Consider the following 12,959-nt stretch of genomic DNA (forward strand, 5'->3'; position numbering starts at 1 on the left):
TCAAAGCCACCAGGAGCACAAAAGAATATTGATTTGTGCATTCCTGGTGGCTTTGCGTGTTGGGCGGAGCGGCCGAAGATGTAAAGCCGGTTTGTTAATGAACGGGCGTTGTTACTGCTGCTGCGGTATCAGCGTCTGCCTGCCAGTCATTTGTGAATTCTTTTTTGGGTGCAGCCAGGTACATTTGATCGATATACTTATTCAGCTGTTTTAAGGCATTGGTATTTCCGTCTGCCAGGTTGATCTCTACTTTGCTGAAGGCTTCACCGCCCTTAACATCGGAATACATGGTGATCGTTTTCCAGAAATTAGCGGAAACTTCCAGGTTCTTTTTATAGGTGCTGTCCTTTTTGCTATTGGCCAAGATGGTGGTGAAAATTTTCTGCAAGTTCACATATCCGCCCATGTTATGACCAGTAAATGGTTGGGCATAGGCGGGTTTTTTGCCACCGGAAAGAAATGCATCTACTTCCGCATCAGAGCCGCCAAGAGCAAACCATTTGTCCGTAAGCCTGTTCTTGATGCGCTCCAGGGCGCTATCCTTCACCGGCATTTCTTTGTCTATTGTTTTCCGGAACGCGTCGATCAGTTTTTGAAAACTGGATTTATCACCTACAGACGACCCGAATACAAAATCAAATTTGGTATCATCTTTTTCATAAGGAATGGTTTCACCATTATCCAGCGTAACAGCAGCGGGTTTTCCGGTTACGGTTACGTCTGTTAACGCAAATGATTGCGTGCCTCCGTTCGCCTTAGTAAAATCGTCTATAGTGATGCCGAGCTGGGCCAGCCCGGCATTGGCAATACCGTCGAACCCTAAAAGTTTAATCAGGTCTTTGATATAGGACGGAGCGTAGCTCATGCTAAACGCAGCAAGAACATCCTGCTCGGGAAGATGGCTGATGGTTTCATCTGTAATGGTACTGCCCGTATTTTTCTTTAACAGGTCGGTCATTTCCTTGCCATAGAAATTCTTTACATTGGCGGTGATTTTACCATTGTCAAAATTGGCCTTGCCTGCGGTAATAGCGCCGTCCAGCAATGCATTGAATTTCATCATGGCCATAATGCCGCCGGCTAATCCATTGTAAAGATTGCCACTGTTCACCCAGAAATGCATATCGGCTTTGTCGCCGATCAGGTCTGCAAAACGCTTGTCGCTATCCAGCAGCTTGCTGCCTTTTAACTGGAAGGTGTTTTTGGCAAGCAGCTTCAGGCTGTCCAGCGGATATTTTTCAACGCTCTGGCCAAAGCTGCCACGGTTGCCGGGAAACCCTTTGCTAACACCAGAGGCATCGATAACGGCAATGAACAATTTATCATTAAAGTAAACCACGGCATTGTCATTATCCGGTGATTTTACAAAGCTGTATTCCCCGTCTTTTTCAATCTTTATATTTCCTTTGCCCCCTTCTTCTATTACTTTGGAAAATTTGGCAGCGTCTTTAAGGGAGCCTTCAAATGCCACATATCCGTTGCTGCCAGTGCGTTTTAAAAAGAACACCAGGCTGCCTTTGGGATCGAGGCCGGAAGTTTCCGGATCGTTCAGCAGTTGTTTGCCCAGAGAGTCCGTTGTCTGATTCAGGGCCTCTGTAAACCAGGAGGTCTGCTTGATTTCTGCCCAGGTCAGCTTGGAGGAAAGAGAGGCCAGGTCTACATGAAGGACCATTGCTGCATCGTCCGGGATCAGCAATCCGGTTTTGCCTCCTTTGTTACAGGCAGTAAAAATAAGCGCAAGGCAAAAGCCCAAAATGAGCAAGCCCTTGTTTTTCACGTTTGTCATGTTATATTGGTTTTTTGTTTGTGTTTTAAATCCGAACCGGCAGCCGTTCTGCGTTCACTATTGCCTATTCATGCTTTTTCATCAAAATTATAATTCCTTAAACCGGCAAAGGTCACCTGTTCCTGAACACCGGATCGCAAATTTTTTATTATGATGGTTTCTGCTTCCAGCTCCTGACTGCCCAAAATGGCCACATAGGGGATACCTTTTTTTTCCGCGTACTTAAACTGTTTGTCAAACTTTACGGTTTCGTAAAACAGCTCGCAAGCGATGCCTTCTGAGCGGAGTCCCTGCATGAGTTCGTACGCTTTTGTTGCTTCTGCAGTGCCTAAGTTAAAGAACAACATCCGGGTGCCGCTATACACATCGGCGGGAAACAGGTTTAACTCGGTAAGTACATCATAAATACGGTCGACTCCAAAGGAAATACCTACACCAGGTACATTGGGCACGCCAAACAGGCCGGTAAGGTCATCATAACGCCCGCCGCCGCCAATGCTGCCGATTTTTACGCCTGTGGCCTTTACTTCAAAAATGGTTCCGGTATAATAATTGAGCCCCCGGGCAAGGGTAACGTCAAGCACTAACGTAGAATTTTGAGTTTTGAATTCAGAATTTAGAAGGATGTATTCAAGTTCCTGAATGCCTTCCCGGCCGGTGGGATTATCTGTAAAGATCGATTTCAGACGAGCCAGTTTTTGTTCGTTGGTGCCATTGATTTCAAGAAAATCCTGGATGAGGTTGACCTGTTTCTCTGAAAGTCCCCGTTCTGCCAGCTCTTCCTTTACCTTATCGATACCGATCTTATCCAGCTTGTCGATGGCAATGGCGATGTCGATCATTTTTTCAGCACCTCCGCATTGTACTGCCAGCGCGGTAAGGATCTTGCGGTTGTTGATCCGGATTTCTACCGGAAGCCCCAGTTTTTGGAAAACAGCGGCATACATAGCAGCCAGCTCCAGTTCATTGATGAGGGAGCGGCTACCCACTATATCCGCATCACATTGATAAAATTCGCGGTAGCGACCTTTTTGCGGCCGATCTGCCCTCCATACCGGTTGTAGCTGATAGCGTTTAAACGGCAGCGTGAGTTGATTATAATTCATGGCTACATAACGGGCAAAAGGAATGGTAAGGTCATAGCGCAGCGCCCGCTCGGTAATATCCTTGCTGGATCGGCCTTCCATCACTTGCTCAAAACCTGCTTTTATCTTATCGGCCTTCTCCGCATTGTTCAAGCCGTTGTTGAGAATCTTAAAGATCAGTTTATCGCCTTCCTCTCCATATTTACCCATCAGGGTTTCCAGGTTTTCCATGGCGGGAGTTTCCAGCGGCTGAAAACCATACAATTCAAAAACTGCTTTTATGGTAGTAAAAATATAATTGCGTTTGCGCACCGTTGCGGCATCAAAATCTCTGGTTCCTTGTGGCAGGGATGGTTTGCTCACTCTTGAAAATTGAATGTTGTTATTTGAAATTTGTTATCTGGTATTTATCGATGATGGCGTCGCTGGCTCTATCCAGCATTTCATATACTTCATGGTACCCCGGTTCGGTACCGTACCAGGGATCGGGAACGTCTTTGTTCCTGCCCGGCTCGATTTCATTCATAATGAGTATTACTTTTGAGGGATCGAACCGGTTCCCGGCGATGTATTTGATTTCATCAATCACATCTTCGGCCATGGCATATATGATGTCGAACCGTTCAAAGTCCTCTGGTACAAAATCCCGGGCCCGTTGGCAGGAAATGTCAATTCCGTGCAAGGAGGCTACTTTCTGCGACAGGCGGTGCGGTGTTTCTCCGGTATGGTAACCGTTGGTTCCGGCGCTGTCAACCTGCCAATCCAGTCCCCGTTCCGCAGCTTTTTTCTGTAAAATCCCCTCTGCCAGCGGGCTTCTGCAAATATTGCCCAGGCACACCATTAAAATCTTCATGCCGCAAAGATAATCAGGTTCGGGGTTAAGCAAAGCGCGTGTTTGCTCAACTTTAAATCATAAAACCTGAAACCTGGCGTATCTTTGCCGGATGAACGCAAAGCAGCAAAATATCCGTACGCTCAGTCTTACAGAACTGGAAGATTATTTTTTGTCTATCGGGGAGAAGAAATTCCGGGCCCGGCAGGTATATGACTGGCTGTGGCTGAAGCCGGTACAAAGTTTTGAGGCCATGAGCAATATCAGCAAAGAGCTGCGGCAGAAGCTGCAACACACATTCCAGTTTCCCGCCCTGGGCATCGACATGACGCAACATTCTGAGGACGGCACCATAAAAACCCGCTTTAAAACCGTGGAGGGGCACCTTACAGAGGGTGTGCTGATTCCCACCGATGAACGCAAGACCGCCTGTGTGAGTTCCCAGATCGGTTGCAGTTTAAGCTGTAAGTTTTGTGCCACGGGGTACATCGAACGGAAACGGAACCTGAGTTTTGACGAAATCTTTGACGAAGTAGCCCTGATCAACCAGCAGTCGCTGGAGGTGTATGATAAAAAACTCACCAACATTGTATTTATGGGCATGGGGGAGCCGTTGCTGAATTATCGCAATGTGTTGAAAGCAATAGAAAAGATCACTTCTCCGGAGGCGTTGGGTATGAGCCCCAGGAGGATCACGGTTTCCACGGCCGGTGTTGCCAAACAGATCCGGCAGCTGGGCGATGACCAGGTGAAGTTTAAGCTGGCCCTGTCGCTGCATGCAGCCAATGATAAAAAACGGCATGAGATCATGCCCATCAACGACAGCAATAATATCCAGTCGCTGATCGAAGCGCTGAATTATTTTTATAAACAAACCAAGAACGAAATTACCTTCGAATACATCCTGTTTAATAATTTTAATGATTCCCTGGAAGATGCGGATGAGCTGATCAAAATCTACCGCCAGGTCCCCGCAGACCTGGTCAACCTGATCGAATACAACCCCATTGCTTTTGCGAAATTTACCAAACCTTCCGAAGAAAAGGTGGATGCATTTATGCATTACCTCGAAAAGAACAAGGTGAACGCCCGCTTGCGGCGCAGCCGGGGTAAGGATATTGATGCCGCCTGCGGACAACTGGCCAATAAAGGGAAGTAAACAATGTTTATAATACGGGGGCTCCATGCGTAAGAGAGCACTCTCATCAGCTGCAATCAACAGATAGAGGCTTAAGCGTGGTTATGTTCCGTATCCGGGCTCCTGCAACCGGATAAACTGCTCCAGTAACTGCCGGGTAAACGGACCTGCTTTACCGTTTCCCACCCGGATGCCGTCAATTTCTGTCACCGGCAAAATGCGTTTGGTAGTGCTGGTCATAAACACTTCTGCCGCATTCTTTAGCTCACGAACAGAGATGTCACGGGTTTCCACGGGCAGCAGCGCTCCGGCAAATTCCAGTATTTTTTTCCGGGTGATGCCGGCTAACACATGATGCGCCGGAGTGGCCAGGGTTCTTTCGGGCGTTATTATAAAGATATTGGCCCGGGGGAACTCCGAAATAATATCATTGTGCACATACAATACATCATCCAATCCTTTTTCCTGTAACTGTTTTTGCAGCCAGATTCCCATCAGGTAATTAATGGATTTCACGGCTGGCAGGTCTCTTTGATAAGGATGGGTCATAATGCGGATGCCGGCTTCAAACCTTGCCGCATCAGGTAACTGGATCGCTTGCTGTTGCAGTATAAAGTTGCCCTGTACCGGCGTATAACTGTCGGGCGAGTAACCACCTGTGGCGATCATGCGGATACCACTCTGGGGCAGGTTGTTTTTTTGGATCAGTTCAAAAATGATTTCAGCAACCCGGGATCGGGTATAGGGAATCGTAATAAAAAGTGCTGCTGCAGAATGAAAGAACCGGTCCAGGTAATCGTCCAGAAAAAGCGGTACATTGTTATTGGTTCTGAAAAAATCAAAAACAGCATAACCCCGCTGAATTGCGAGGTCGCCTGTTTGAAGTGTGGCTTTGCCCTCCTCCGCAAACGTATCATTTACAAATGTCCATGTCATGGCTGGTATCGGTTGTATTTTTTTAATATTGAAATAACGGCTTCCTTTGGCAGCGCTTCTGCAGTATGACCATCATTTCCGGTCATGGTTTCTGCTGCAAAAAGACTATTGATAATGGCTTCTTCTGTTGCCTCAATGGCCGCCAGGAACAGGGGAGATAAGTCGTCGTTAAAAACGGTTTTTGTAATATGTAAAGGCTGTTTGGTAATATGTGGAACGCGTACCCCGGTATTAGTGGAAAAGGCAATCACATAGTCGCCGCTGCCATTGCTGGCAATGCCTCCGGTTTTGGCCAGCCCCATAAAAGCCCGCTTGGCCAGCCGCTCCAGGTTGCGGGCATCTAGTGGAGCATCGGTAGCTACCACAATCATACAGCTTCCGTCAACCGGGTTATTTAGCTGATCCTTTAAGAAGTATTTACCCAGCTCTTTACCAACGGGCACCCCGGCAATTTCCAGTACTCCTCCAAAATTGGTTTGTACCAGCACCCCAACCGTGTAGCCCCCCGATGCCCGGGGCAGTACTCTGGAGGCCGTACCAATACCTCCCTTAAATCCAAAACAAACAGTGCCGGTGCCGGCTCCGATATTTCCCTGTGCTACTTTCCCCGAGGTTGCGTTTTGAATGGCCTCAAGGATATCTTTTTCTGTAACATGACGGCCCCGGATATCATTCAGGTATCCATCGTTGGTTTCTCCTACCACCACGTTTACACTTTGTACCTGCTGGTTTTCTTTTTGAGCCAGTGTATAGCTGATGCCGGCATTGATTCCTGCAGCCACATTAAGCGTATTTGTAAGTACCACCGGGCTTTCGAGGGTACCTAGTTCCTGAACCTGCGTTATGCCTGCAAGCTTACCAAACCCGTTGCCCACATAAATGGCAGCAGGCACTTTTTCCTGGAAAAGGTTTCCGCCATGTGGTAATATTACGGTAGCTCCGGTTCTTATGGAGTTGCCGCTGATCAGCGTTTTATGGCCTACGGTCACGCCCGCTACATCTGTAATGGCATTATACCTCCCCCGGGGTAACACGCCAGTCTTAACCGGACTGGCAGATAAAGTTTGTGCTGAAACGCCGGTGGTACATACAATGCTAATCAAAATAAGCATATGAAAAAAACACTGCTGCTTCATAAGGGCTAAATATAGACAATATCCTGATGCGCTGTTTTAAATTGTACCCATATCCCTTTTACCGGGAGGGGCATACAAAAAACCGGTCCAGTAACTGGCCGGCAAAAAATCAGCTCCGGAAAACTCAGAACCGGGAGGTGGCTGCCCCCATTCCAAAAGCCAGGAAGGCGATGATATAAAAACCAATAACAACGATGGTGAGGATTCCCGTAAACCGGAAAAAGCTTTTCAGGTAACGCAGGCCCTCGTTAAGGTCGTTGATGTTTTCCGTCTGAATCCCTTTCCGGGCGGTACTTCCGAACTTATACAAATAAAAGGAAGGGAAAAAATAAAGCACGGCCATAACGATGTAGATAAATCCCATAAGGGCGCCGGAGAGGGGCATACCGCTGGCCTGCATCATTGAGGAACCTGCCATTAGTACAACGAGACCTGCAATAACAATAAAGAAAAGTGCGATAAATCCTATAATGCCCAGAAACCGGGCCCATTTTGAAGCTTCATCAATATAAGCTTTACCCTGGTCGTTTATTTCAAGATTTCTGAAAAGTTGGCCTTCTTCCCGCTGTTGTGGTGGTTGGTTTAAATCTTCCATATTGTCTGGTTTTTGTGTTACGTTCGTAATCGCAAGAAAAATTTCAACTGCCGGAAACCGGAACCGACCGGCAGCAGTGCAGCCTTGTAGCAAAGCATGAATCAATCCGAGCAAACAAACCAGACCGCTGAAACCTTAAAATCACCCGCTCCGCTGCAGTAGCAGTAGCCACGAGCCAGGAAGCAGAAAGGTAAAGTGGCTGGGAGCAACCCTTATTTTTTGTCGTTCTCCTCGGTGGGAGGCTCCACATGTCCTTTTTTGTCTCCGATTTTATCAATGGTCTCTTTTCCTCGCTGCAGCAGAGACGACACCGGACCTTCCATGTCTTCCTGAGGATCCCCCTCATGTTTAGGATGCTCTTTTAAATCCTCTTTTTTGTTTTCGTTATGTTGTTCTTGCGGACTCATAATCGTTCCTTTTGAAGGATTATTTTACTTATACAAGTTACCAAAAAATGGCGATATAATTCCCGAAAAGCAAAGAAGCCGTCTAAAAGATCATTGGTTACCATGCTGAATCCCTTAAAATTTAGCTACCTTTAACTTTTAATATAGATTTCAGATCAATGAATTTTTTGCTAAAAGTGCTTATTACCGGGCTCATTGCCTATTTGCTTCCTGCTATATTGCCGGGAGTAAAAGTGGCAGACATCAAAACGGCAGCCTTGTTTGCCCTGGTGCTGGCCTTGTTAAATGCGATTGTAAAGCCGGTATTGGTGATTCTTACGATTCCGGTTACCTTAATAACACTCGGACTTTTTTTGCTGGTGATTAATGCCTTTATGGTATTGATCGCAGCCAACTTTTTTAAAGGAGTAGAAGTGAACGGATTTTGGTGGGCCCTGATATTCAGTATTTTGCTTTCTCTCGGTTCTTCCGTATTATATTCACTGGTCGGCGGAGGTAAAAATTAAGATATTTTATTTGGAAAAAATGGATTTGAGCTGTAAATTAGCAGCTAGTCAAAACATTAATCAAAAGTCCTGATGTGTCTACATCAGGGCTTTTTTTATTTGTTATTACAGGATTTGCAAACGCCTTTTACCACTACTTCAACCTGTTGTATCGTATACTCCCTAGGTAGTTTAACAGCCGGGGTTACCACATTATCCAGGCAGAACGTATTGCCGCAACGCGTACATACCAGGTGTACATGATGATCATGATGATGGCCTTCCCCGCACTCGTCTTTACACAGCGCATATTTAATACTGTTATCAGATGTGGGAATGGTGTGGATGATGCCTTTATCCACAAAGGATTGCAGGGTCCGGTAAACGGTTACCCGGTCAAAATGATTGTGGGTGTTTTTTTCAATATCCGCATGTGCCAGGGCACCGTTACTGTTCAGAAATAAGGACAGGATTTTCCGGCGACCATCCGTTACACTTAAATTGTTTTGTTTTAAGATCTGAACAACGCTATCCATATCTAAAGTTAATTAATTTTTTGATGCCGTTTTTAGCTCATCGCCAATGTCTGCGATCAGGCGGTTGATCTCCTTTTGCTTCAAGCCGTCATATATTTTCAACACATTTCCCTTGCGGTCCACCAGGGCCCAAAATTGAGTATGTAAAAAATCATCCTCGTTCGAGTTGAAGTAATTTTTGGGATCATCAATTGTGTAGCTCAGGCGTGCCATTTTATAAAGACTATCCTTGCGACCCGTTAAAAATACCCATTGGCGGGTATCTACCTGCATCGAATCGGCATAATGCTTTAACTGGGCAGCCGAATCCCGCTCCGGGTCGCAGGTATGTGAGAGGATCAGAAAGTCTGGCGTACCTTTATATTTTTGATATACCTGCTTCATGTTGTCGTTCATCATCGGGCAAATACCCGGGCAGGTGGTATAAAAATATTCGGCTACATATATCTTACCCGCTACATCCTTGTTCGAAAACGGCTTTCCATCCTGGTCTGTAAAAATAAAAGCCCCCACTTTGCTCACGGGTTCCAGCTTGCGGTCGTTAAAACCGGGAATAAAATAAACGGCCGTTAAATAGAATGCTATGGAGAGCAGTATAAAAAAAGAAGTATAAAAAATAGCTTTTTTCGACATTATTAAAAATTGAATTGCAAAGTTATTCCAACAGTTTAACAATTATGGCCTGAAAACGTTTATTCCTGAAAGAATGAGGCAAATATTTGCAACAATGTTTCTTTTTTTATAATTTTGCAACATGCGGTCAAAAATCAATTGGGATGCTTTGGGAATTTCTGCTTCGGTGATTTGTGCCATTCACTGTGCGGTTTTACCCTTGTTTATGGCGAGTCTCCCGCTTTTTGGGGTCAATATTATTGAGAATGTGGCATTTGAACTGGGAATGATCGCCCTGGCATTTGTTATTGGAGTGTATTCGCTGCGGCATGGTTATAAATTCCATCATCACAAAAAATTGCCGCTATTGCTGTTTGCCACCGGTATTCTTTTTTTAGTGCTTAAACAGGTCTATCTTCAATATCATGCATTATTGCTGGTGCCGGCTGTTATTTTCATCATATCTGCTCATATTGTCAATTATCGCTATTGCCGGAACCATAACCACGCACATGCTGATGATTGCGATCATGATCATTATTAGGAGTGAGCTATCAGAATTGAGAATTGAGATCTGAATGCTCAACCACGGTAATTTTACATAAACAATACTGGTATTTGCTGCGGTATGATAACTTTGAATGGACGCAGCGATCAATGAATTCAAAGGGTTATGAAAAAATACAGTTTCCTTATCTTATTGTGTATCGCATTTATGAGCGTTCAGGCACAGCCGGGCGATATACAAAAAATACAGGCAGTAATGGAGCAGCAAACCACGGCCTGGAACCAAGGAAACCTGGAAGCATTTATGGATACCTACTGGAAAAGTGATTCACTGTTATTTGTAAGCAAACAGGGTGTTACCTATGGCTGGCAGCAAACGTTAGACCGTTACCGGAGGTCTTATCCTTCGAGAGATGAGATGGGACAGCTGAAGTTCACGCTTTTGAAAATACAATCCCTTGAAACCGGCTTTTATAACGTTGTTGGAAAATGGCAACTTTCCCGTAAAATGGGCGACCTTAGCGGTCATTTTACGCTTCTTTTAAAAAAAATAGCAGGAAGCTGGAAAATCATCCAGGATCATAGCAGTTAGCTTACTTCACTTCCTCAAAGTCGATGTATTCACCGAGTTTGGATGTGCGCTTCCCGGAAGGCGGTGTTTGCGCTGTGGTTCCGCTTTGCTGGGCAGCTGCTTCCGGTTGCTGAAATTGTTGTTTCATTTGCGAGAACTGCTTTTTGACCTGACGGGCGGTACGGTATACCGGCAATACGACCTTTACAACAAAGTTGTACAGGAAAAAAAGCAATAGGGCGTATAAAATAACAGACATACGTTAAAATATGATACTAAAATACATACAAATAACGCAGCAGCCGGTAAATTGTTGTGGTTGGGCCATTTTTTAGCCAATTTCCGCCCGTTATTGGTTATGCTGTTTGTTTATTGAGAAAATACCGGTAAAAACTTCGCTTTTTGCTGCAATTGTCTTAATTTTGCGGCAGAAAAGGAGACAGAGGGAACGGAGGCGTTCCCTTCTTCTTTTTTCAGAAATATGGACAAGGAGGCAATAATTCAAAATTTACAGGAAAAAGTAGTTGCGTTGCTGGTGGGAAACCCGTCTCATTTTTTAGTAGACATCCGCATAAAGCCTACCAATAACTTTAAGATATTTATTGACGGTGATAACGGTGTGGGAATCGATGACCTGGTAAAATACAACCGGGCATTGTATAAACAGATTGAGGAAGAAGGTTTGTTCCCAGACGGCGATTTTTCTCTGGAGATCTCTTCTCCCGGACTGGACGAGCCGTTAAAGCTACACCGGCAGTATCTAAAAAATATGGGCCGTAATGTAGAAGTGGTGCAACTGGATGGGCAAAAAACGGAGGGAACACTGTTGTCTGTAAACGATGAAGCCATTGTGGTGGAAACCACCAGTGGGCGCGGCAAAAAGATGGAAAAGACGGCGCACACTATTTTATTGGAAACAATTAAAACAACAAAAATTCAAATTAAATTTTAAAAGTAACAGCTCAGGGGCTGTGATTTCACTAAGGTAAATCGTACTTCACTATGGCAAGTATTAATTTAATTGAGGCATTCCAGGATTTTAAAGATGCAGAAAATATAGATCGTCCTACAATGATGAAAGTGGTTGAGGATGTATTTAAAACATTGCTCCGTAAAAAATACGGCAGCGATGAAAACTTTGATGTAATCGTGAACGCGGAGAAGGGAGACCTGGAGATTGTAAGGCACCGTACCATCGTGGAAGACGGAGAGGTAGAAGATCCGTTGGCCCAGGTGGCATACTCGGAAGCCATTAAACTGGAGCCGGACTATGAAGTTGGTGAAGACCTGTATGAGGAAATTGATCTGATCGACTTTGGCCGCAGGGCCATTCTTGCCGCCAAACAAACACTGGCAGGCCGGATCAGCGATCTGAAGAAAAATGTACTGGCAAAGAAGTATGAAGACCGGATTGGTGAAATTATCAGCGCTGAAGTATACCAGGTATGGAAAAAAGAGATCCTGTTACTGGATGAAGAAGGCAATGAGTTAATTCTTCCCAAGAGCGAGCAGATCCCGCAGGACTATTTTAAAAAAGGAGAGAATATCCGTGCTGTGGTGATCCGGGTTGATCTGAAGAATAATAACCCGGTGATCATTCTTTCCCGTACCTCGCCTGATTTCCTGGCCAAGCTGCTGGAAATTGAAGTACCGGAGATCTTCGATGGACTGATTACGATTAAAAAGATCGTTCGGGAACCGGGTGAAAGAGCAAAAGTGGCAGTAGAATCCTATGACGACCGTATTGACCCCGTAGGTGCTTGTGTGGGGATGAAAGGGAGCCGGATCCATGGCATTGTTCGGGAATTGAAAAATGAGAACATTGATGTAATCAATTATACCACCAATATACAGTTGCTGATCCAGCGCTCGCTGACTCCTGCAAAAATCACCAGCATGAGCCTGGACCAGGAAGGCAAGCACGCGAGCATCTTTTTGAAGCCGGACCAGGTGTCGCTGGCCATTGGTAAAAGAGGTGTAAATATTAAACTGGCTTCTGACCTTACAGGTTACGAGCTGGATGTATACCGGGATACCGAAGATGAGGAAGAAGAATTTGATGTGGACCTGGAAGAATTTGCAGATGAAATTGATGAATGGGTTATTGATGCATTAAAGAAGATTGGTTGTGATACGGCACGCAGCGTATTGCGGATGTCGCCCAGCGAACTTGAAAAGAGAGCCGACCTTGAAAAGGAAACGGTTGAAGATGTTCGGAAAATCTTACAAGAAGAACTGGAGCGGGAATAATGAAGCTGCCCGGGTTTCATTAAAGGAATGGGTGTGAATGATAAACAAAACATTCCGCTGAAAGCGGAATAAGGGATAAAAAA

At 45.2% G+C, this 12,959-nt stretch carries 16 protein-coding genes; 6 read left to right on the plus strand and 10 right to left on the minus strand.

Features of this window, described 5'->3' with window-relative positions; all coding sequences use genetic code 11:
- Positions 1–94: 94 nt before the first annotated feature.
- The 3 genes from LL912_RS19930 to LL912_RS19940 all read right to left on the minus strand — a co-directional run bounded on the left by LL912_RS19930 (position 95) and on the right by LL912_RS19940 (position 3,724).
- On the minus strand, positions 95–1,786 hold the full coding sequence (locus tag LL912_RS19930; RefSeq protein ID WP_235555366.1) for a DUF4836 family protein: 1,692 nt from the start codon (positions 1,784–1,786) through the stop codon (positions 95–97).
- A gap of 68 nt (positions 1,787–1,854) precedes the next feature.
- On the minus strand, positions 1,855–3,234 hold the full coding sequence (gene hisS / locus LL912_RS19935) for a histidine--tRNA ligase (protein WP_235555367.1): 1,380 nt from the start codon (positions 3,232–3,234) through the stop codon (positions 1,855–1,857).
- A 19-nt stretch (positions 3,235–3,253) separates the two neighbouring features.
- Positions 3,254–3,724 carry a low molecular weight protein-tyrosine-phosphatase gene (locus tag LL912_RS19940; RefSeq protein ID WP_235555368.1) on the minus strand — a complete coding sequence of 157 codons (471 nt, stop codon included), beginning with the start codon at positions 3,722–3,724 and terminating at the stop codon, positions 3,254–3,256.
- Positions 3,725–3,815: 91 nt separating this feature from the next.
- Between LL912_RS19940 and rlmN the strand changes: the two genes are divergently transcribed.
- The gene (rlmN, locus tag LL912_RS19945; RefSeq protein WP_235555369.1) at positions 3,816–4,862 is read left to right on the plus strand and encodes a 23S rRNA (adenine(2503)-C(2))-methyltransferase RlmN; all 1,047 of its coding nucleotides are present in this window, start codon (positions 3,816–3,818) and stop codon (positions 4,860–4,862) included.
- An 81-nt stretch (positions 4,863–4,943) separates the two neighbouring features.
- On the opposite strand, the gene LL912_RS19950 is transcribed toward rlmN, so the two are convergent.
- The 4 genes from LL912_RS19950 to LL912_RS19965 form a co-directional block, all read right to left on the minus strand.
- Positions 4,944–5,777 carry an aminotransferase class IV gene (locus tag LL912_RS19950; RefSeq protein WP_235555370.1) on the minus strand — a complete coding sequence of 278 codons (834 nt, stop codon included), beginning with the start codon at positions 5,775–5,777 and terminating at the stop codon, positions 4,944–4,946.
- Positions 5,774–6,913 (minus strand): DmpA family aminopeptidase, encoded by a 1,140-nt coding sequence (locus LL912_RS19955; protein WP_235555371.1) that lies wholly within the window; start codon positions 6,911–6,913, stop codon positions 5,774–5,776. Before LL912_RS19955 ends, LL912_RS19950 begins: the two co-directional genes overlap by 4 nt.
- A 124-nt stretch (positions 6,914–7,037) precedes the next feature.
- Entirely contained in the window at positions 7,038–7,508 is a 471-nt protein-coding gene (locus LL912_RS19960; RefSeq protein WP_235555372.1) for a DUF5362 family protein, read from the minus strand.
- Positions 7,509–7,720: 212 nt separating this feature from the next.
- Positions 7,721–7,915 carry a hypothetical protein gene (locus tag LL912_RS19965; RefSeq protein WP_235555373.1) on the minus strand — a complete coding sequence of 65 codons (195 nt, stop codon included), beginning with the start codon at positions 7,913–7,915 and terminating at the stop codon, positions 7,721–7,723.
- 158 nt (positions 7,916–8,073) lie between these two features.
- Here LL912_RS19965 and LL912_RS19970 point away from each other — a divergent pair, with 158 nt between their 5' ends.
- Positions 8,074–8,421: a phage holin family protein gene (locus tag LL912_RS19970; protein ID WP_235555374.1), complete on the plus strand. Its 348-nt coding sequence runs from the start codon at positions 8,074–8,076 to the stop codon at positions 8,419–8,421.
- A 95-nt stretch (positions 8,422–8,516) separates the two neighbouring features.
- Here LL912_RS19970 and LL912_RS19975 read toward each other — a convergent pair whose 3' ends face one another.
- Positions 8,517–8,936, minus strand: a complete 420-nt coding sequence (locus tag LL912_RS19975) for a Fur family transcriptional regulator (RefSeq protein ID WP_235555375.1) — start codon at positions 8,934–8,936, stop codon at positions 8,517–8,519.
- 12 nt (positions 8,937–8,948) lie between these two features.
- Positions 8,949–9,569: an SCO family protein gene (locus LL912_RS19980; protein ID WP_235555376.1), complete on the minus strand. Its 621-nt coding sequence runs from the start codon at positions 9,567–9,569 to the stop codon at positions 8,949–8,951.
- Between the two features lie 121 nt (positions 9,570–9,690).
- Between LL912_RS19980 and LL912_RS19985 the strand changes: the two genes are divergently transcribed.
- Together LL912_RS19985 and LL912_RS19990 are read left to right on the plus strand one after the other, a co-directional pair.
- Positions 9,691–10,092: a MerC domain-containing protein gene (locus LL912_RS19985; RefSeq protein WP_235555377.1), complete on the plus strand. Its 402-nt coding sequence runs from the start codon at positions 9,691–9,693 to the stop codon at positions 10,090–10,092.
- 129 nt (positions 10,093–10,221) lie between these two features.
- Positions 10,222–10,647 (plus strand): YybH family protein, encoded by a 426-nt coding sequence (locus LL912_RS19990; RefSeq protein WP_235555378.1) that lies wholly within the window; start codon positions 10,222–10,224, stop codon positions 10,645–10,647.
- Position 10,648: 1 nt separating this feature from the next.
- On the opposite strand, the gene LL912_RS19995 is transcribed toward LL912_RS19990, so the two are convergent.
- Positions 10,649–10,885 carry a DUF4834 family protein gene (locus LL912_RS19995; protein ID WP_235555379.1) on the minus strand — a complete coding sequence of 79 codons (237 nt, stop codon included), beginning with the start codon at positions 10,883–10,885 and terminating at the stop codon, positions 10,649–10,651.
- Between the two features lie 222 nt (positions 10,886–11,107).
- Here LL912_RS19995 and LL912_RS20000 point away from each other — a divergent pair, with 222 nt between their 5' ends.
- Both LL912_RS20000 and nusA read left to right on the plus strand, forming a co-directional pair.
- On the plus strand, positions 11,108–11,578 hold the full coding sequence (locus LL912_RS20000; RefSeq protein ID WP_235555380.1) for an LSm family protein: 471 nt from the start codon (positions 11,108–11,110) through the stop codon (positions 11,576–11,578).
- 50 nt (positions 11,579–11,628) lie between these two features.
- On the plus strand, positions 11,629–12,876 hold the full coding sequence (gene nusA / locus LL912_RS20005; protein WP_235555381.1) for a transcription termination factor NusA: 1,248 nt from the start codon (positions 11,629–11,631) through the stop codon (positions 12,874–12,876).
- Positions 12,877–12,959 lie beyond the last annotated feature (83 nt).

It is taken from the genome of Niabella agricola (genome assembly GCF_021538615.1).
Lineage (GTDB): Bacteria > Bacteroidota > Bacteroidia > Chitinophagales > Chitinophagaceae > Niabella > Niabella agricola.